This window comes from Chitinophaga ginsengisoli (genome assembly GCF_003014595.1).
Taxonomy (GTDB): Bacteria; Bacteroidota; Bacteroidia; order Chitinophagales; family Chitinophagaceae; genus Chitinophaga; species Chitinophaga ginsengisoli.
Window position 1 is genome coordinate 1 of the sequence record NZ_PYGK01000027.1, and the last position, 21,223, is coordinate 21,223.

Genomic DNA, 21,223 nt, shown 5'->3' on the forward strand with positions numbered 1-21,223 from the left:
TTAGACGTCATTTATCTAATGTTTTCGCTTGACATTACCTGTGTATAATGTTTGCTGTTGTTTCCATTCTTTCAAAGAACTTTAGCTAAGCCATTCGCTTAACCTTCGTTAATGTCTCAGATCCGATCTGTGTGGCACTTACTGCCTGACATCTTTTCTATACTTTAAGAACTTCTTCGTGTGTGCCCCGTTCGCGTCGTTTGCGTTGGGGTTGCAAAGGTGTATTAAATTTTCATTACCACCAAATTTTTTTGAAGATTTTTATTTTAGCGATCATTTAGCAATGATCATTCTAAATTCAATCGTATAAAGCTTTTCAGCTGATTATACCTCATCAAAAAAAGAGAAATTCTGTACCTGGGAAAGAGCTTTTGTGTGCGTTGCTTTCTATCAAAGCGGGACGCAAAAGTAGGAGTTTTTTCGTTACCACCAAATAAATTTTAAAAGATAACTGGCATGATTATATTAACACACTATTTATCAATATATTAAGAAAGAATGTTTACTGCACCGGCTCACTCAACAACCCCTCCGGATAGCTCACCTTCATCAAAAACAAGCCCTGCGGCGGTACCGCAAAATCGGCATTCACACAATTCCGGCTCTCTATCGCCTCCCGGAATCCCTGCATACTCAGCTTGCCCCGCCCTACCCGCAACATCGTACCCACCATTCCCCGCACCATTCCCCTCAAAAACCGGTTAGCCGTTACATTGTACACAATGCGGTGCTCTCCCGCCGTCCAGGCTGAAGACATGATATTACAGTTGTACGTCTTCACCTGCGTATTCCGCTTGGAAAATGTCATAAAGTTCTCGTACTCCATCAACACGCCCGCCGCTTCCTGCAACAACCCCACATCCAGCCGGTAAGGGAAAAAATACCCCCTGTCATGCAGGAAAGGATCCTTATGCAGATACAAAGTATATTCATAAGACCTGCTCAGGGCCGCAAAGCGGGAATGCGCGTCATCCCCCACCTGATACACATGTCTCACCACCACATCCGGCGGCAGTATCGCATTCACCTTATACAGGAACTGAGGATGTAATGGCTGCTCCATATCAAAATGCAGGAAATTCTGCAACGCATGCACGCCCGCATCCGTGCGGCTGGAACCCGTCGTCTCTACTTTAGTTCGCATCAACAGACTGATAGCATGATCTATCGCAGACTGCACAGTGTTTGCATTTTCCTGTATCTGGAAACCATTAAAACTGGTTCCCTTATATGCTACCTCAATAAAATATCTCATAATTCCCGATTGCGAAACGCGAAGGTACGTGGCCAAAAAACAAAAAAGGTCACAAAGTTGCTTTCATACAACCCTGTGACCTTCCGGATAATTTATGCAAACTGCTATCGGTGCAGCATCGCTCTGAAACGTCCTTTGTAATAACTGTCAGATAATAAGCTCTCCAAACCGGCATATTCGTCTGAATGATACGCCTTCGGATAAGCCAAATCCAGTAAGCGGTACCTGGAATCATCAGTGCTCATTAACTGCACCAATGTCTTTATCTGTGCAGACTCCAGGCAATAACCTTTCGTCTGTTTCCGGAATGCATCCAGCATACCGTCATCGTCTTTTCCAGCTACGAATTTTCTCAGCATCTTGCGAAAAGTATCATCATCCATCACCTTTCCACAATCAGAATTGATCATTTTCAGCGAAGATGATTTGGGTGCGGGTGTCGCTTCTGTTGCCACCGGGGCGGCTACATCAACGTTCTCCCCTTCTGCCTCTTTCTTTTTCTTTTTGTCTTTTTTGCTTTCCTTCGGATGATCTATAGACAAATCGCTCACCTCATAGCCGGTAGGGTCATTCACTACATTGTTGGGATGTTCTGAAGTATCTATTGTATCGATCTTTTCAGCAAGCTTGCTGCGTTTTTTCTTTTTAGGGCTTGCCGGCACTTCTTCTGCAGGAGTGCTTGTTTCCACAGATGTATCCCCTGTTGCCGGCGCTGTTGCTGGTGTCGCTGGTGCAGCTACACTACCTGCCGGTGGCGCCTGATGCCCGCCAGTATCCAGGAAGTCAATGAATGCCGGATCGTCTGATTTTTTCTTCCGCTGTCTCTTTTCCTTCTTTGTCAAAGCAGGCGCCTCTTCCTTCACTGGTTCTGCTACTACTACAGGGGCCGCTTCCGAAGAAGCACTAGCCGTTTCTGTGGCAGGTTTTGTTGCCGGTGGTGCCGGTTCCGTTGCCGGAGGTACCACCGCCGGAGTTGCCTCTGTGATAGGCTGCTCCTTTGCCGGAGCTGCTTCTGCTGATTTATTCTCTTCAGCCAGTACGGCACTGGCCAGTTGTTTTTCCTCATCTGTCAAAGGCTCCCGCTCTCTCCTTCTCCTCCGTTTCTTCGGAGCTTCGGTTGCATCAGTAGCCGGCGCTACTGTCGGAGCTACTGCCTCTACCGCTGCAGCTACCGGCGCCTTGGGCTCTTCCGGTTGTATGTCATCCGGACGGTCGTCGCTGACTACCTTATCCAGCGCCTGGGAGAATTTATTGGACTGCTTTACAGGTCGGGTGCCCGGTCCTACCGTCACGCCGCTTTTCGCAGGAAATGTAGAATCAAGATCTTTCTTTAGAGATGCCATCATCGCCTGTTTCTGTTGCTCTTCTGAAACAGCTACTGGCGGCGCTGGTACCAATGCACTATCTGCGGATGCAGGAACAGGAGCAGGTGCAGGTGTCGTTTCTGGTGAATTCGCTGCTACCACCGGAGCCGTCGCTGTATCCTGAGCTGGCGCCTCTTCCGCTGGCGGTGTTGTCACTGCCGGAGTTTCCGCTACTGCTACGGCTTCTTTCTTCCTCTCCTCCCCAGGTCTGATCACCGCAAAAGTCTGCAGATTAAACAACGCATATCCACGGCCAGCGTCCTGTTTCAACAGGTATCCCTGATCCGCTGGTCCTGTAACGCGCACCAGGTATTGACGTTCCGGCACATCACTTTTGGCAAAACCTATCCGGAGAGAAGCCGTACCTGCCGGCATTTTTGAAAGGATCAGATACCCCCTGTCTGACGACGGGATCAGCTTACCATCATATCTAACATAAAAAGGCTGGGATCTTTCACTTTGTATGTATACAAAATACAGCTGTTCCTGGGCCATCATGCGGAAGGTCATTCCCAGGAAAAACAATGTGAATATAGATCTCTTGAAAAATTGCGGCATACACATTTCTTGAATAACTACGAATGACGGACAAATCCGTCATTCCAGATCGCTTATGATTGATTAAATTAGTTACAAAATCTATTCCAAGATAACCAGCACTTCCCCCTTCTCCACTGCCGTACGTTCCTTTACCCTTACCTCTTTTACCACGGCATCCGCCGCAGCCTTGAACACATTTTCCATTTTCATGGCTTCCAGTATCAATACCGGATCGCCTTTTTTAATGACCTGTCCCGGCTCTACCAGCACTTTCAATACCAGACCCGGCATAGGCGCCTTCAGGTCATTTACCTTACGGGTCAGGGCATCTTTCATCCCCATCGCTGCCAGTAGCTGGTCGATCGGTTCTTCTATGACCACATCATATTCCTGCTGATCGATCATAATAGTAACCGTTTTTGTGTCCCGGTCCACCTTGATCACCTGGGCTACAAAACTCCTTCCATCCAGTATAATACTATGATTACCATTAGGAAGCGCCACTCCCGACCATGTGACAGGCTGGCCATTACAGGTAAAAGGGAATATCTCCGTATTGACCACAAACGGCTGATCTCCATTCACAATTGTTTTTATCATAACATGGTAATTTAACTGGACAGCGACAAAAATAACATTTTTAAACACTTACCGGCCGCGGGTTTTGCGAATGATCCCTATTTATGGCCAATTATCATGATTTAGTTAATATTAACAGCTCAGATCATAATTATTTGTGATAAAACCTGTTAATTCGTGCCAAAAACAGTTAACAATCATGTTCAAACCTTTGCAGCAAACGCTCAAATGTGTACTGTTGGCAAGCCTCTCAGGGATAATATACATTACCCCGATCGCTGCGCAACAGGCCCCCTCACAGCAGGAAGATCCCTCCCTTAAAATCTATCGCGCCACCTCAACTAAAGTGCATGACCTGGTTCACACCAAATTGGATGTTCGTTTTGATTATGCTAAAAGATATCTGATAGGAAAAGCCTGGCTGACCCTGAAACCGCATTTTTACAAGACAGACTCCCTCACACTGGACGCTAAAGCAATGGACATCAAACAGGTAGCTATTGTGAAAGGTGGAAAGAATGTGCCGCTCAAGTACAAGTATGACAGTCTGCAACTGCATATTGACCTGGATAAGGATTACCAGAGAACTGAATCCTTTACTGTATACATAGACTATGTAGCCCGCCCTGACGACGTAAAATCCGAAGGCAGTGCTGCTATTACAGATGCCAAAGGCTTGTATTTCATCAATCCTGACAGCAGTGTAAAGAACAAACCGGTACAGATCTGGACACAGGGTGAAACAGAATCCGCCTCCGCCTGGTTCCCTACCATCGACCGTACCGCCCAGAAATCAACCGAAGAGATCAGCATCACTGTAGATAAAAAATATGTAACCCTCTCCAACGGTAAACTGGTTAGCCAGAAGAACAATGCAGATGGCACCCGTACTGACTACTGGAAGATGGACCTTCCCCACTCTCCTTACCTGTTTATGATGGCAGTAGGCGACTTCGCGATCATTAAAGACCAATGGAAAGGCAAAGAAGTGAATTACTATGTGGAAAAAGCATATGCTCCGTATGCAAAGGCTATTTTCGGTAATACCCCCGAAATGATGACCTTCTACTCCAACATACTCGGATATGAATATCCCTGGGTAAAATATTCCCAGGTAGTGGTAAGAGATTATGTGTCAGGTGCTATGGAGAATACCACCGCGACTATTCATGGCGACTTCCTGCAGAAAACAGACAGGGAACTCCTGGACAACAACAACTATAACGAGGCTGTGATTGCCCACGAACTGTTTCACCACTGGTTTGGCGACCTGGTAACGGCAGAATCCTGGAGCAACCTGACACTGAATGAGTCTTTTGCAGACTACAGTGAATACCTCTGGATGGCTTATAAATATGGTAAAGACGCTGCGGACGATCATTCCTATAAAGCGGCGCAGAGCTATGAAAAGTTTGCCCAGTACTCCGGCGACAAAGACCTGGTGCGCTTTCACTACCACGATAAAGAAGATATGTTCGACGCCATCAGCTATCAGAAAGGTGGCCGCATCCTGAACATGCTACGCAACGTAGTAGGCGACAGCGCCTTCTTCAAATCACTGAACCTCTACCTCAAAACAAACGCGTTCAAGGCTGCTGAAGCTCACCAGCTGCGTCTTGCTTTTGAAGAAGTGAGTGGCCAGGACCTGAACTGGTTCTTTAACCAATGGTACTTCGGCCAGGGTTATCCTGTACTGGATATCAACTACGGCTACAATGAAGGAAGCAAAACCGTTACCGTTACAGTACAACAGCAACAGCCCGGCAATAAGGTATTCCAACTGCCAGTAGCGATAGACGTCTATGCCGGTGGTAAAAAGGTTCGTCACCAGGTGACCGTTACCGATAAAGTAAGCACTTTCACCTTCCCGTCCGAGATCAAACCAGATCTCGTCAACTTCGACGGCGACAAAGTACTGCTGGCTACCAAAACGGAGAACAAGGATATCAACGCTTACATCTTCCAATATGCCCACGCACCGGAATACCTGGACCGCAGGGAAGCTATCGAAGCCTGCCTGAAAGAACAGAGCAGCAATCCGGCGGCACTGAAAGTGGTGGCCTCTGCCTTAAAAGATAAATTCTATGGCCTGCGTGCGCTGGCTATCAACGGTCTGAAACTGACAGATCCTGCGGTGAAGGCAGCCACCTTTACTACCCTCCAGGAGCTGGCGAAGAAAGACGAAAATGCAACTGTACGTGCTGCCGCACTGGCACAACTGGGTACGCTGAAAGACGTTAAATTAACGTCGATCTTCGAAGCGGCTGCAAAAGACCGCTCTTATGCCGCTGCAGGTGCGGCCCTGGAAAGCCTGAGCGCCCTGGACCTGGAAAAGAGCTATACACTGGCCAAACAAATGGAAAAAGATTCCAAAGGTGCTTTGAGCAATGCCATCGCAGGTGTATACGCCCAGAAAGGCAATGAAGCAGACCTCGGTTTCTTTGCCAAAACCTTCAATGAAGCCAGTGGCCAGGATAAACTGGATGCCGCTATTCAATACCTGTCTATCCTGAGCCTTGTAGATAATACCGACGAAGTGCTGAAAGGTGTGGAAGATATCAAACAGATGGCACTGCTGTTCAACAACAAAATGGTCAACAACTACCTGGTAAGCCTGCTGCAGCCAATAGCCAGAAATAAAGAAGAAAAAGCGGCGGTAGCCAGCCCAGACAAGAAAATGGCGCTACTGAAGCAAAGTGATTTTATGAAGAAAGTGGCGAGTGAGCTGAAGAACTAAATCAGTCAAAGCAATAAAGGAAAAGGGGTTCGTCAGACGAGCCCCTTTTTTTATGAATTTATGTTCCGGTCATCGAAGAAGAAGCAATGACCTTATGGCGCCGGTCTGAGTATTACTCTTCTTCGCTTTAACGCCGTTATAATAAGGTACAAACAATGTATCTCCTATGTTCATCCTACGTTCATCCTACGTTTATGAACGTAGGATTAACGTAGGATGAACATAGGAGATACATTGTTAAAACGAAGCTAAATCGAAGCTTGTACCTGTTCAAATAGAACATGAATCAAAGACGAGGTTACCCCAATCCTATCTCAGAATGCCTCTCTGGGATCTCAACATCCTGAAACCCTTTCTTTATCAGGAAGTTACGGAATATCTGTTGTACCTCATACTCCCCATGCACGAGGAATAACTTCTTTACCTCTCTTGGGTCCTGACAGGACAACCACTGACTAAGATCCTCATAATCGCCATGAGCGCTCATAGAACGGATCACCCCTACTTCGGCCCTCACTTCATAGTGGGTACCATAAATAGAAACTTCTTTCGCTCCTCTCATCAGGCGGCCACCCAACGACTGCGGCTCACAGTATCCCACTATTAGGATCGTATTCCGGGTATCGCCGATGTTATTGGCAATATGATGCTTCACCCTGCCGGCCTCCGCCATGCCTGAAGCAGAAATGATCACACAAGGTTCCTGGCGGAAGTTCAATGCTTTCGATTCATCTACCGTCTCTATATAGTGCAAACCGGGGAAGTCAAACGGATCATCGTCAATTTCCAACAGTTTAGCCACTGTCTTATTGAAAACCTCCGGATGATGCCTTACGACGTCGGTAGCTTCAATCGACAACGGACTATCCACAAAGATGTCCACCTTCGGCAACTTGCCTTCCAACCCTGCCCTGTTCAGTGCATACAGCAGTTCCTGGGTACGGCCCACACTGAAAGCAGGGATGATCAGTTTCCCTTTCTTTACTTTACAGGTATCGTGAATGTATTTGATCAGCAGATCATCTGAAGGAGCAGCTTCGGCATGTAAAGTGCTGCCGTATGTAGATTCCAGCAGGATGTAATCTGCCTGTGGAAAAACTTCAGGAGATCGTAATATAGCGTCATTGTAGCGACCTACATCTCCACTGAAGGAGACCTGAGTGGTCTTTCCATCTTCAGTGATACGTACGTGTACAGACGCACTTCCTATGATATGACCGGCATCGGTGAAATACACTTCCACATCATCATCAATCCGGAACCAGGTCCTGTAGTTTACTTTCTTCAGCTGTGTAATACTGCGCTTAGCATCGTCAACGCTATACAGGGGCGCCACTTCTGGTTTGCCCTCTTTTTTCAGCTTCTTATTTTTGAACTTAGTATCGTCTTCCTGTATTTTGGCGGAGTCCAGTAGCAGGATCTCTGTCAGATCAAATGTGGCGGGTGTGCAATAGATCTGTCCCTTGAATCCTCTTTTAATCAGCAATGGTATGAGTCCTGTATGATCGATATGCGCATGTGAAAGGATCATGTGTGTTACTGCCGTTGCATCAAACCCAAAGTCTTCGTTCATCGCATCGGTCTCCCTGCCCATTCCCTGGAACATACCGCAGTCCAGCAGTATCTTCTTGCCATTCTTTAATGAAATAAGATGTTTGGAACCGGTAACCGTGCGTGCAGCGCCGTGAAATGCAATTTTCATGTGGTGTGTTTGAAAAATGATCTGTAATGGTATATCTCCTGTCTATGCTTTTCCTTTGAATGACCAGGTGATGGCGAAAGAGGCAATTACTGTGCCATCATGGCTTCTGCCGATGCTGTTCACCGTAAGCACTTCAGGCTCGCCGGTAGCAGCAGTACGCGCTATTGCAGCCTGTATTGCTCCGCCGTCATTACAGGTGAACCAGGTCTTACCGGTGGCCTTTTTCACAAACGAAGCTTCCATACCTGTTACCAGCATGGATACACGTTTGGGAGTGGCCGTGCGTATATACATTATCGCCATTAGTCCTGTGCTCATTTCCGCTGCCATTGCCAGGCAGGCAAAATAGGTAGAATGGAAAGGATTCTGGGATAACCATTTAAAAGGAACTACCGTGGTGCACTGCTGCTCATTCAACTGTTTCAACCTCACGCCTGCCAGCCATGCGCTGGGTAGCTTCCATAAAAGGTAAAGGGAGAACTTAAACGGGTGTCCTGCAAAACGAATAAATGAGCGGACAGCCGGATGAGACGTGGAATGCTCCATAGCGGTAGCTTTATTGGTTTGTGTAATAAGCGGGATTCAAGGCATCCGGCGACCACTGTTTCAGCATATCAGCTACTTTTTCTTTGTCATAGGTATCTGCCGATTCCAACAAGCCGGAATTCTGTGTATGCAGTCTGTTGCCTTTTGCATCCAGGATCACCAGCACCGGGAATCCAAATCGCTGCGGATACCCCAGTTGTTTCAGCAAGGGTAAGTTCTTATTTTCCTTGCTGTAGTTCAGGTGGTACACCACATAGTTTTTCTCTTCCAGAGCGTTCAGGGTCGAATCTTCCCGAACAAACTTATAGAAGCGTTTACACCAGATGCACCAGTTTCCGCCTATCTGGACCAGCACATGTTTATTGCTTGCTGCTGCCTGTTTTTCTGCCTTCAGCAGATCTGCTGCTGCATCTGCACCGGGATCATAGATGTGCTGAAGATCCAGGTAGGGTTTCTCCTGTGCATGTGCCATGCTGATAGCACACATCATTACCACAATGGGTAGTAATAAATATTTCTGCATACGTTAATTTATCTGTCTACAAAGACTGTATATACTGATATATAGCTTGCTGGGCATTGACACGCGGCACACCTTCTTCCGGAGCAATGTCAATATTACGAATCTCCGCATCCAGTTTTACCGCATTGGTATTGTCTGCCAGCTGTAAGCGGATGATTTCTTTCAGTTGCGCCTGCAACTGCGGATCATATACCGGGAAAACCACTTCTATACGCCGGTGCAGGTTACGGTTCATCCAGTCTGCCGATCCCATATAAACCTCTTCATTACCATTATTATGGAAGATAAAGACCCTGGCATGTTCCAGGTATCGGTCTACAATTCTCCTAACCCTGATATTACTGCTTTCCGGCTGATCCGGCACCAGGCAGCAGATACTACGGGCTATCAGGTCAACCGTTACACCTTCCTGACTGGCGGCATACAGACTGGCTATCATCTCTTTCTCCTGCAGGTTATTCAGCTTGATGATGATCCTGGCCGGTTTGCCTGTGCGGGCATTTTCAATCTCCCGATTGATCAGTTCCTTAAAGCGGTCCATCATGTTGAACTGCGCTACCAACAGATGCTGGAAGGTAAGGAACTTATACTTAACTGGTTGCTCCCTGGCCTGCAGGTACAGGAAGAGCAGTTCGAGCTCTTGTGTAATACCCGGGTGGGCCGTCATCATCACATGATCTGTGTAGAACCGCGCGGTCGTTTCATTGAAGTTACCGGTGGCCATCAGTCCAGCATAATCCCATTGGTATCCCCTACGGCGTTTCACCAATGCGATCTTGGCATGTACTTTCAAACCGGGTATGCTGTATATGATCTTTACCCCTGCGGCCTTCATCTTTTTGGCCCAGCGGATATTGTTAGCTTCGTCAAAACGGGCTTTCAGCTCCACAAATACCGTTACCTGCTTACCATTATGGGCAGCACTGATCAGCGCATTCGCAATCTGTGAGCTGGAAGCAATGCGGTACAGGGTGATATAGATCTCCTGCACATTAGGATCCACCGCTGCTTCATTAAAGAAACGCAGGATGTAGTCGTACCGTTGGTAAGGCGCGTGCAGCAAGATATCCCGCTTGGCCACTTCATCCAGCAGACGGGATACATTCTCCAGAGCCGGCACCTGTATGGAAGGCTGTTTCGGATAACTGAAGGCGGGCGACTTTACCGGCATAGGCAGGTCGTTCAGGTCCTTCAGGTTATGATAACGGCCACCTTCCACCATTTCCTCCGGCAGGATGTGGAAATAAACAGCCAGCAGTTTCTGTAATGCCAGTGGCATGGTGGCATCAAACAGGAAGCGGGTAGGGATACCCAGTTCCCTCTTCTGGATCATGGTCTCTACCTGTTCAAGAATATCGCTGGCCAGCTCGTTCATGTCTGTTTCTGCATCACGGGTGATCTTGATACTGTAACAACCTGTCACCGTATATCCCGGGAACAGGAAGCCTACATTCTCCCTGATCACATCATCCAGCATGGCGATGTAATACACATTATCCAGTGCTGGCAATTCTATAAAGCGGGGCAGCGAAGCGCTGGGAATATTGACCAGTGCATATTGCTGCATATCAGGAGTAGTATCTTCTGTGAGGGATACAACCAGGTAAAGCTGGTTATTCTCCAGGAACACCTCCTCCGGCTTCTTCTTCCGCAGCCACAATGGCTGCAGGAAGCTGAGTACCTTTGTCAGGAAATACTCCCGCAGGGGCTCAAGATGTAAGGTATGTAAGGGCTCGTTGTAATACAGGTGTATGTTGTAACTCTTTAATGCAGGCAGTAACTTTCCCGTCAATGTGCGTCCGAATTCACCCAGCTGCCTGTTGATCTCCTGTTGTATGGCAGGCAATGTATCTGGCGAAAGAATGTCCTCTCCTGCTACATCGGGATTACGATGTAAGAGCTTGTTCACCGTCAGGACAGCAGGCATGCGTACACGGAAAAATTCATCCAGGTTGGAAGAGAAGATAGAAAGGAACTTAATCCTTTCATACAAAGGTACGTCCTCACTTTTAGCCATGCAGAGCACTCTATAGTTGAACGATAACCAGCTAAGGTCACGGTCATACAGCGGAACATTCGTAGATATAGTCTTGTTACTCATGCTTAATTCTTCACCGGAAAAAATAGGGCTGCTATCAGGAACGCCAACACGGAAATGATCAATCCGAACATAAAGATGTTGTAGGCGATGCGTAGTTGTTTATACTTCTTGCCCAATACCACGCCAAGGTGGTAAATGTCCTGAATCATGCTGCCGTAGACATACTCGCTGTCTTTCATCATTTCAGTCATACCCCAGGTATATTCTTCCAGCGACATCTGATGGAAGTTACCGAAGAAGAGCAGGTTCGTCTTTTTGCTGTCGATATCTGCCTTGGTGAACTTTCCGATGTTGATATTAGGGCGGGTGGCCAACACGGAGAAGATGATAGTTAGCACTCCTGTGAGCAGGAATATGAAGGCAGGGATGATCAGGTTAGGATAATCTTCCAGTCTTCTGAACAACACCCCCAGTATAACGGATATGATGATAGAGTTTACCGAGATCATGATATGCGCCTTGCTGTCGGCCATAGAACTAAGGCGGATATGGTTGGTAGAAGTGGTACGGAACATCGTTTCCACGCCTCTTCCCGGTTTGGGTTCCTTTTCCTTCTCCTTCTTTTTCTCTTCTTTTCCTTTTTTCTCTTCCTTGATGGTAGCAAGGTTGCCATTATCAGCAGGGGAGGCGATATGCCCTTCTTTTTTAGCGGCGGCCTTTTCTTTCTTTTGGGCCTTTTCTTCCTGTTTGTCCAGTTTACTTTTCAACTTGGCGATGTTTTCTTCTTTTTGTTGTTGCAGCAATGCTTTACAGTATGCTGTGAAATAATGGTGGGATTCCTGTAGTCGCAGAGAGCCTGCATTCCAGACGGCGCCTGGAATTTCTTTTTGCAGTGTCAGTTCCATTTCCTGTCTTAGTAAGCGGGATCGTTCTTTAAACTCCTTGGTACCGAGGTGAAACAGGTCTGCATCACATACGATCTCTTCCAACAGGTTCTGTGGGTTCTGCGGCATTTTTGTAGCCATAATACAGCCAACCACCTGCTGTTGTACATTTTCTGGAATCTGTTGTACATTCAGGAACTCCCTGGCCATCTCTGCTCCTTTCTCTTCATGCATTTTCGTTTCTCCCATCAGGTAGCCCAGATCATGGAACCAACACGCAACACATACTACGAGCAAATCATTGTCCGCCAGCCGGTAATGGGCTGCAATCTGCTGTGCCGCCGCCACTACCAGCTTTGTGTGTTCTAAATTATGATACACCAGGTTAGGGTGAGGACGTTCCTGGTATTGCTTCGCAACATATGATCCTGCTGCTTCTATGATTAATCCTGTTTGCATAAGCCTTAGTTAAAAAAGCAAAACTGAGATCAGCAAGTTACTGCATTTTTAAGTTAATTTTATTCCATGAATACGCAATGCCGGATACAGCGGGCCTGTCGCTCGCTGTGTTTTTGCATTGAATATTAACCACTCATCTATGCAAGTAAGATATATTGCGTTCTTTTTCCTGTTTCTGTCCTGCAATGCTTTCAATCGCGAGGATAAACAATATGGCTCTCCCAAAGGTTATAATCTTGCAGAGCCTACCCGTTACCGTGTCAGACAGTCCATGCAGGAGATATCAGGCATTGTGCTGGCCCCTGACGAACATCACATCCTGTCTATCAATGACGAAGAGGGCAAGATCTATTCCATCGATGTGAGTACAGACAGACCCTACCCTACTTCCAAGTTTGACAGAAGCGGCGACTACGAAGATCTGGCCACCACCGGTACGGATTGGTTTGTACTCAAAAGTAATGGACACCTGTATCATGTGAATGGCATGTTCACCGACACGGTAGATGCCACTCATTATAAACTCGCCCTTCCAGGTAAAAGGGAATTTGAAAGCCTGTATTTCGACGCAAGAGACAGCAGCCTGATTGTCATTTGTAAGAATTGCGAAGAAGACAAAAGAGAAGGCTTTACCAGCGCTTACCGTTTCCGGCTGAATACCATGGAGTATGACACCACACCAGTCTACCGTATCAATGTAGCCGATATTGCCAGATTAACAGGTGGGGATGTAGGTCGCTTCAGACCATCCGGTGCAGCCATTCACCCGATAGAACACCGGCTATATATCGTATCAGCTATCAACCGCCTGCTCGTTATTACCGACCTTGACGGTAAAGTACAGGAAGCTTATAATCTACGGCGTCGCCGCTTTCCGCAACCGGAAGGCATCTCCTTCACCGCAAACGGCGATATGTACATCTCTAACGAAGCAGTAGACGAATCGCAGGCCAGCATTCTGAAATTTAAGTACCATTGAACTCATCACGATGATTAGCATTTTACCAAAAGCAAGACACATCTTACCCCTACTCTTCCTGCCACTGCTCACGCAGGCCCAGATGACAGACGATAGCCTGGCTCGCCGGGTGATCCTCATCGGAGATGCCGGAGAGCTACATAAAGACGGGCACAATCCTGTTATAGATGCAGTGAAACAACGTATTAATCTCCAGGATGCAAGGAACACCGTATTATTCCTGGGCGACAATATATACCCCCTCGGCCTGCCGGACGCGGGTTCCTCCAGGTACGAAGAGGCCAGACAAATACTGGACTACCAGGTAGGTCTGGTGAAAAATACCAACACACAGGCCATCTTCATTCCCGGCAATCATGACTGGAAACGCTCCAAACCGGATGGATGGCAGACAGTGATCAACCAGCAGCTGTATGTGGATTCCTTACAACTGCCGAACGTTAACTTCCTGCCTAAAGATGGCTGCCCTGGTCCTGAAGAGGTACACCTGGATAACAACACGACCTTGATCATCATGGATACAGAATGGTGGTTGTTCCCTTACCAGAAACCCGGATCCGAATCTTCCTGCGATACTAAAACAAGAGAAGAAGTGCTCGCTGAACTGAACGATATCGTTAGCCGTAACAGGAATAAACTGATCATCTTTGCAGCGCATCACCCTTTCAGGAGTTATGGCATACATGGCGGATACTATACCATCAAACAGCATATATTCCCTTTCACTGATCTGAAAAAAGGACTGTACATTCCATTACCGCTGGTCGGGTCTATCTACCCTATCACTCGTGGTGTATTCGGTACCCCGGAAGATATTCCGAATCCGATCTACCAGTCAATGATCCGTGGAGTCGAAGCTGCCATTAAACCTCATGGCCCGGCCATCTTCGTGTCAGGTCATGATCATACCCTTCAGCTCATCAAAGATGACCAGAACTTCTATATTGTAAGTGGTTCCGGCTCTAAAGAGAACAGGGTAAAGAAAGGTAGTAAATCGCTCTTCGCCAGCAATGAGAACGGGTATACCGTACTGGAAATATCCAAAAGCGGCCGCGTGGAAGTGAAATACTACACCATAGAGAAAACGGATGCCCCGGTATATGCACAACAGTTATTCAGCCTGCAGGATATCCGTTCCAACGCTATTGCCAACGCCAACCTTTCTGCCAGTCAGCTACCCGCTACGGTTCGCATGCCTGCAGATTCGCAGTATACAGATAAAACAGGCTTCCATTACTGGCTGATGGGTCGGAACTACCGTGATGTATGGGCTACGCCACTGAACTACCGCGTGTTAGACCTGAATAAAGAGAAAGGCGGCCTGAAGATCCTGAAACGCGGTGGTGGTATGCAGACCCTGTCCCTGCGCCTGGAAGATAGAGATGGCAAGGAATGGGTGCTCCGTTCCCTGAAAAAATATCCGGAGAAAGCCATACCAGAGGCATTACGTGAAACAGTCGCAAGGGAAGTAGTACAGGACCAGATCTCTGCTGCCAATCCTTATGCACCACTGGCAGTAGTACCACTGGCGGATGCTGCTGGTGTACATCATACCAACCCTTCCTTTGTATACCTGCCTAAAGACACAGTTCTCGGCATTTATCAAAGCACTTTCGGGGATGATGTATACCTGTTTGAAGAAAGAGAAGCAGATATAAAGGGAAAAACACTGAGTACGCTCAAAGTACTCGAACAGCTGCAGGGCGACAATGACAATACCATCGATCAGCCGGCCGTACTGAATGCACGCCTGCTGGACCTGTTGATGGCAGACTGGGACCGCCACGATGACCAATGGAGATGGGCGGCAGAGAACAGCAAAAAAGCGAAGACGCAAAAATACTTCCCTATCCCCCGCGACCGTGACCAGGCATTCTTTGTCAACGAAGGCCTGCTACCACGTATTGCCTCCAGACGCTGGGCAATGCCTAATATCCAGGGCTTCCGTCCAAAGATCAGGTACATAGAGGGACAGAACCCCACCGCACAACCTTTTGACCGTTCCTTTATGAACGAGTTAAGTGAACAGCAGTGGAAAGACATTACCCACAACTTCGTACAGCATATCACCGATTCTGCCATCAAGGCTGCGGTGAACAACTTCCCTGACACAATCAGGGCGGAAGTAGGCGAGCGTACTTACAATACACTGAAAGCCCGCCGCGATATACTGGAGAAAGAAGCCCTCGTATTATACCGCTTCCTGTCTAAACATGTGGAAGTGACAGGTAGTAAAAAAGATGAGCTGTTCACCATTGAACGTCTGCCGGGAGGATTGATGGATGTAACAGTTACCAAGATCAATAAAAAAGGAGAACTGGAACAGGTTATCTATCACCGTACTTTCGATCCGAAAGACACCCGTGAAATAAGACTGTTTGGCCTCGGTGGTGAAGACAGATATGTAACGAAAGGAGATAACGGTTCACCCATCAAGGTGCGCATTATCGGTGGTAAGGACATAGATACTTATATCGACAGTACCGGCAGTCATGCAGGCAAACGTATCCGCATCTATGAACTGGCCAACAGGAAAGACAGTTTTGATATGCACGGCAATGACAGGCGTATATTGTCTTCCAACCCTGAGATCATCAGGTATGAACGTACCTTCTTCCGTCTAAACTATAATAAACTGATGCCACTGGCATCTGCTGGCTTTAACGCGGATGATGGTCTGTCGCTCGGCCTCGGCTTCCAGTATACCACACAGGGCTTCCGTAAACGCCCGTTTGCAACAAGACAAACCGTACTGGCAGGTCATTCACTGGGTACCGATGCCTGGCAGTTCCGCTACCTGGGCGAGTTTACAGACGTGATCGGCAATACTGATCTGACAATCACGGCCAGTGCGAAAGCACCTAACAATACCATCAACTTCTTTGGCTTTGGTAATGAAACAGTGTTCGATAAGTCACGAACCATCCGCTACTATCGTACCCGTTTCGCACTGTTCAACATCGAGCCTTTACTGAATACCAAACTGTCAAGGAATGTGGAGCTGTATTATGGTCCTTCACTGACCTACTACAGCCTTGACAAAGATGAAACAGGCGGACGTATCATTTCAGATTTTCCACACAACGGACTGGATTCCCTGTCTGTTTACCAGTCGAAGTCATATGCTGGTCTGCGTCTGGGATTGAAGATAGATACCCGTGATAATGCCCTGATACCAACAAGAGGTATCAGCTGGAATACTTCTGTGTATGGCAGCCAGGGACTGAATGAACAGAAACACAATTATCTGCAGGCACAAACAGACCTGAGCATTTACACCAACTTCCATGTACCTACCAGTGTCGTGCTGGTAACCCGTTTCGGCGCCAACAAGATCTGGGGTGATTATGAATACTTCCAGGCAGCGATGATCGGTGGTGTACAGAATCTCAGGGGTTATCGTAACTATCGTTTCAGCGGTAATGCGGCGGTGTACAACAACGTAGAGCTGCGCATCAAACTGTTTGATTTCCGTTCTTACCTCTTCCCTGCCAGTGTAGGCCTGCTTGCCTTCAATGATGTGGGCAGGGTATGGTACTCCAGTCAAAAGTCATCTATATGGCATGACGGTTATGGTGGAGGTGTTTACTTCACGCCTGCTAATCTCGTAATGCTTTCTGCCATAGTAGGCCGTTCTGATGAAGGCGTATTACCATATATTACCTTCGGATTCAGGTTCTGATATCCGGATAAAATAATAAAGGCCCGCTCTCATGACAAGAGCGGGCCTTTTCTTTTATATTAAATCCTACAGTCCTAGTCCATATTCACCTTCACACGTAATGCCCTCAGACCACTTACCCCTTGCAGGTCTTCGAGGTCCAGCATTTCCACTTCTGATGACAATACTCCTTTATTCTGCAGGAAGGTGACATATTTCAGATATTCTTCCATCTCCTTCGCGTATGCATATACGATAGAGATAGTACCGGGTTGTGTCAGGCGTTTACCTGTCTGACGGATGTGTACTTTATCTATCCGTTTCTTCATGATCTCGTAACGGATGTTATAAGCCCCTTCCACGTCAAAGCGACGTTCATCCTGACGGAAGCTGATATCTATCGGATTGCTATGCACCAGGATCAGCTGTGTGGTCTGTAAAGGCACCTTCAGGGTGTCTTTCAGCTTATTCGTCATCTTCGCGATCTCTGCCATGGAAGAAAGCTGCCACAGGCGGAGGTTACGCAGATACAGCATATCGAACTTACGGTTCTGGGCGATAGCCTGTCCTATATAGATATTGTACTCCACACCATCAGTACGGTACTTCTCAAAATAGCAGGGGAAAGAATGCTGAATATTCTCTTTCTCCCTATCAAGGTATTTGTTGATCTTCTCGTTGATCTTCGCCAGGCTGTCTTCATATTCCTGGCGGTGGTGCAGGATGTGGCCTTCTGAAGTATCTACCACAGAGAAATACCTTTCGAGCACAGATTGCAATTCAGGATGGCTGTCATGCAGGTGACGGAACAATGGTCCGATCTCTTCATCGAGGTAGTTGTTGGTCCTCAGCTCATCTTCTGACAGCATGCCACTGGTGATACCGGTGATCAACTCATCATTCTTGAACTTCAGTTCTTCCAGTAATGGCAGGTAGATCGCATTACCGATATAATCAAGTGTTTCCCCGATCAGCAGTAACTGTTCCCGCAGGTCTTCGTGGATCGCATTGCTGCGTTCTGTAGAAGAGTTCCTTATATCAACAGCACCGTATAAAGGATAGACATCTTCAAAAGAAATGTTGCCTATGTCTTTACGTTCCTCTTTCGGTGTATGCAGATAATGCCAGGCGGCATCTGTAAATTTCCATTCTACTGATGGCTGTAAGGCTGTGAATTGCTCTTTGATCACCTGTACGATGCGGTTATTCACAATGTCGGCGCCCCTGGTCAGCAGCATCATCACCTGCGGATGAGCAGGATATGCTCTCCCTATCGTTTCGGCAGTGACCTTATTCACCTGGGAAGACGCTATTTCAACAATACCCAGCAGCTGGCCTTCATACCATATTGGCGCCATCAGGTAGCTTCTGATACCTTTCAGTGGCAGGTAGCGCAGGAAGGGATAAGATAACAAAGTGGCATCTGTCACTTCCGGGATCAGCAAGGGATCTTTCTGCAACATCAGGTGTTCCAGCAGTTGCTGAAACAATTGCTGCTGTTGTTTACCATTGTTGATCACACCCAGCATAACGCCGCTTTCGCAGAGCTCACATTCCAGCACATACTTACCATTGATCTTGGGAATAGGTACAATATGCACGCTGACATCTTCCTGCTGGATCAGTGATTCCAGTTCCTCTTCCATCCGGCGATAGGTCTGCTGTTCGTTACCATCGTGCATGTTCAGGATCAGGTTCTTCATGGTGTTCTGCACCTCATCCTTTGTAACATCCTGTATGGTCCAGATCACAAAACCTTCCAGTGCGAAGTTGCGTAATGGCAGTATTTCCTGTAAAGTTTCCAGAGAGAAATGCTGCTGACATATGTTATCATATTTCAGGTTAGGAATCTCTCCTTTTACTTTTACATCTACAAAACGGGCGTCAATATGTAATTTCACGTACTTCTTCAAGCCGTTACTTTCTGGCAATGTAACATGATGGATGATCTCGTTCTGATAATCCATCGGAAACCCATATACTTTTTCAAGTAAGAGTTTGTATAACCATTCCAGTTTATCTCTTTTTACTTTCTCGACAGAGATGCCCTCCGGCACTGCCAAAAGCTTGTCGCCATTGGCGGCAAAGAGCTTCTTGAACAGGTCAGAGTAGTAAAAGATGGCAAACTTGTGTGGAACACCTATGCCGTATATGTCTTTGTCCATGTCGACAGTGACAGGGAAAATGGTGGCAATGATCAGATCAAGATATTCCTGGTAAGCAGACAGGTCGTCCGCACCGGCTATAGGCCCCAGCAGGGCGGGGTTACCTTCAAACTGTTTAACTATCTTCTGGTAGTAAGCAGCACGTGCGTCCGATGTTTTGGCAGCCTTTTCTTTCAGAAACTTAACGTAAGGACCGAATGAGATATGGCTGTCTATCATTACTTCCTCTTCCTTGAACACTTCGGAGTTAGCTGATAAAACTTTCATAAACTATAATGTGTAAAAAATGCTCATCCTATATATAAAAGACGATTGGGACAATAAATTATTTTATGGCTAGCAGAATAGACAGTGTGCAGGTAAAAGCAGGATTACAACGAATGATTCTGCAAATTTATGTTAAAACTTGTTACAACACTTCAAAAAAAATGCAGATTTGCTTATACAAATCTGCATTAGTGCTTTAAGTATTAACGAATTAATTAATTATAGCTCGATCTGGTTACGCAAGAGGTCTTCCAATACATCCCTCTTACGGATCAGCTGTGCCTTACCATCTTTCACCAGGACTTCCGCCGGTTTCAGGCGGGAGTTAAAATTGGAGGACATCTCAAAGCCATAAGCGCCGGCATTATAAAATACCAGGTAATCCCCTTCTTTCACCTCATTCAGTTTTCGGTCCCAGCCAAAGGTATCTGTCTCACAGATATTTCCTACTACGGTATAAATACGCTCGGTTCCTTTCGGATTGGAGATATTACGGATCAGGTGGAAGGCATCGTAGAACATAGGCCTGATCAGGTGGTTAAACCCGGAATTCACCCCCACGAACACGGTAGCTGTAGTCTGCTTGATCACATTGGCTTTCACGATGAAATAACCACACTGGCTTACCAGGAATTTACCTGGCTCAAACCATACCTGTAAAGGACGGCTATAGGTCTTGCTGAATTTATTAAAGGCTTCTGACAGCTTTTTGCCCAGCAGGTTGATATCTGTTTCCGGATCACCTGCCTGGTAAGCTACCTTAAAGCCGCTACCGAGGTCAATGAATTCCAGGTCGGGGAAATGTACTGCCTGTTCGAACATGATCTCCACTCCACGCAGGAATACATCCACGTCCTTGATCTCAGAACCTGTATGCATGTGCAGGCCTGTCACTTTCAGTTTGGTGCTTTTCACGATACGCTCGATATGGCGCAGCTGGTGAATAGAGATACCGAACTTACTATCTACGTGCCCGGTAGAGATCTTGTAGTTCCCTCCCGCCATGATATGTGGGTTCAGGCGGATACAGATCGGATAAGTATCGCCGAAACGGTTTCCAAACTGTTCCAGGATAGATATATTGTCGATGTTGATGTGAACACCCAGTTCTTTCGCAGCGATGATCTCGTCCAGGTCCACACAGTTAGGCGTGAAGATGATGTTATCAGGTGTAAAACCCGCTTTCAGGCCCAGTAATACCTCCTGGATGGATACGGTATCCAGTCCGCAGCCCAGGGAATTGATATATTTCAGGACGTTGATATTGGTCAATGCTTTACAGGCATAGAAAAAGCGGGCATCCGTTTTATGGAAAGCAGTTTGCAGCTTTTCGTACTGGATCTTTATTTTTTCAGCATGATATACATATACCGGTGTTCCAAATTCCTCTGCCACTTTCACGAGGAAGTCAGCTGAGAGAAGATCGCTTTGCTTAGACATTTATGGATAATGATTTACAAATTTTCATATGCAGACAGCTGATTTTCTGTAAGGGCCGCCTGAAAAGTCTGCGAATTTACT

The 21,223-nt window shown here is 46.9% G+C and carries 13 protein-coding genes; 3 read left to right on the forward strand and 10 right to left on the reverse strand.

The features are described 5' to 3' along the window. Positions 1-502: 502 nt before the first annotated feature. From truA to CLV42_RS32945, 3 genes are all read right to left on the reverse strand, one after another. Positions 503-1,255, reverse strand: a complete 753-nt coding sequence (gene truA, locus CLV42_RS32935) for a tRNA pseudouridine(38-40) synthase TruA (RefSeq protein ID WP_106606207.1) — start codon at positions 1,253-1,255, stop codon at positions 503-505. A 104-nt stretch (positions 1,256-1,359) separates the two neighbouring features. After that, positions 1,360-3,177, reverse strand: coding sequence for a DUF4476 domain-containing protein (locus CLV42_RS32940; RefSeq protein ID WP_170117741.1), 1,818 nt, complete (start codon positions 3,175-3,177; stop codon positions 1,360-1,362). An 81-nt stretch (positions 3,178-3,258) separates the two neighbouring features. After that, the gene (locus tag CLV42_RS32945) at positions 3,259-3,759 is read right to left on the reverse strand and encodes a biotin/lipoyl-containing protein (protein ID WP_106606209.1); all 501 of its coding nucleotides are present in this window, start codon (positions 3,757-3,759) and stop codon (positions 3,259-3,261) included. A gap of 178 nt (positions 3,760-3,937) precedes the next feature. Here CLV42_RS32945 and CLV42_RS32950 point away from each other — a divergent pair, with 178 nt between their 5' ends. Further along, on the forward strand, positions 3,938-6,475 hold the full coding sequence (locus CLV42_RS32950) for a M1 family metallopeptidase (protein WP_106606210.1): 2,538 nt from the start codon (positions 3,938-3,940) through the stop codon (positions 6,473-6,475). A gap of 298 nt (positions 6,476-6,773) precedes the next feature. Here the strand turns inward: CLV42_RS32950 and CLV42_RS32955 are convergent, their stop codons facing one another. The 5 genes from CLV42_RS32955 to CLV42_RS32975 are packed head-to-tail and all read right to left on the reverse strand — an operon-like array spanning position 6,774 to position 12,630. Further along, the gene (locus tag CLV42_RS32955; RefSeq protein WP_106606211.1) at positions 6,774-8,177 is read right to left on the reverse strand and encodes an MBL fold metallo-hydrolase; all 1,404 of its coding nucleotides are present in this window, start codon (positions 8,175-8,177) and stop codon (positions 6,774-6,776) included. Between the two features lie 42 nt (positions 8,178-8,219). Further along, the gene (locus tag CLV42_RS32960) at positions 8,220-8,723 is read right to left on the reverse strand and encodes a DUF4442 domain-containing protein (protein ID WP_106606212.1); all 504 of its coding nucleotides are present in this window, start codon (positions 8,721-8,723) and stop codon (positions 8,220-8,222) included. A 10-nt stretch (positions 8,724-8,733) separates the two neighbouring features. Beyond that, the gene (locus CLV42_RS32965; RefSeq protein ID WP_106606213.1) at positions 8,734-9,246 is read right to left on the reverse strand and encodes a thioredoxin family protein; all 513 of its coding nucleotides are present in this window, start codon (positions 9,244-9,246) and stop codon (positions 8,734-8,736) included. 16 nt (positions 9,247-9,262) lie between these two features. Further along, the gene (gene ppk1, locus CLV42_RS32970) at positions 9,263-11,347 is read right to left on the reverse strand and encodes a polyphosphate kinase 1 (protein ID WP_106606214.1); all 2,085 of its coding nucleotides are present in this window, start codon (positions 11,345-11,347) and stop codon (positions 9,263-9,265) included. 2 nt (positions 11,348-11,349) lie between these two features. Further along, entirely contained in the window at positions 11,350-12,630 is a 1,281-nt protein-coding gene (locus CLV42_RS32975) for a Pycsar system effector family protein (protein WP_106606215.1), read from the reverse strand. A gap of 139 nt (positions 12,631-12,769) precedes the next feature. On the opposite strand from CLV42_RS32975, the gene CLV42_RS32980 reads away from it, so the two are divergent. Both CLV42_RS32980 and CLV42_RS32985 read left to right on the forward strand, forming a co-directional pair. Next, positions 12,770-13,609 (forward strand): SdiA-regulated domain-containing protein, encoded by an 840-nt coding sequence (locus CLV42_RS32980; protein WP_106606216.1) that lies wholly within the window; start codon positions 12,770-12,772, stop codon positions 13,607-13,609. Between the two features lie 10 nt (positions 13,610-13,619). Beyond that, positions 13,620-17,291: a BamA/TamA family outer membrane protein gene (locus tag CLV42_RS32985; RefSeq protein WP_106606217.1), complete on the forward strand. Its 3,672-nt coding sequence runs from the start codon at positions 13,620-13,622 to the stop codon at positions 17,289-17,291. A gap of 74 nt (positions 17,292-17,365) precedes the next feature. Here CLV42_RS32985 and CLV42_RS32990 read toward each other — a convergent pair whose 3' ends face one another. Both CLV42_RS32990 and lysA read right to left on the reverse strand, forming a co-directional pair. Then, on the reverse strand, positions 17,366-19,702 hold the full coding sequence (locus tag CLV42_RS32990; protein ID WP_106606218.1) for a GAF domain-containing protein: 2,337 nt from the start codon (positions 19,700-19,702) through the stop codon (positions 17,366-17,368). Positions 19,703-19,921: 219 nt separating this feature from the next. Continuing rightward, positions 19,922-21,142 (reverse strand): diaminopimelate decarboxylase, encoded by a 1,221-nt coding sequence (gene lysA, locus CLV42_RS32995; protein WP_106606219.1) that lies wholly within the window; start codon positions 21,140-21,142, stop codon positions 19,922-19,924. Positions 21,143-21,223 lie beyond the last annotated feature (81 nt).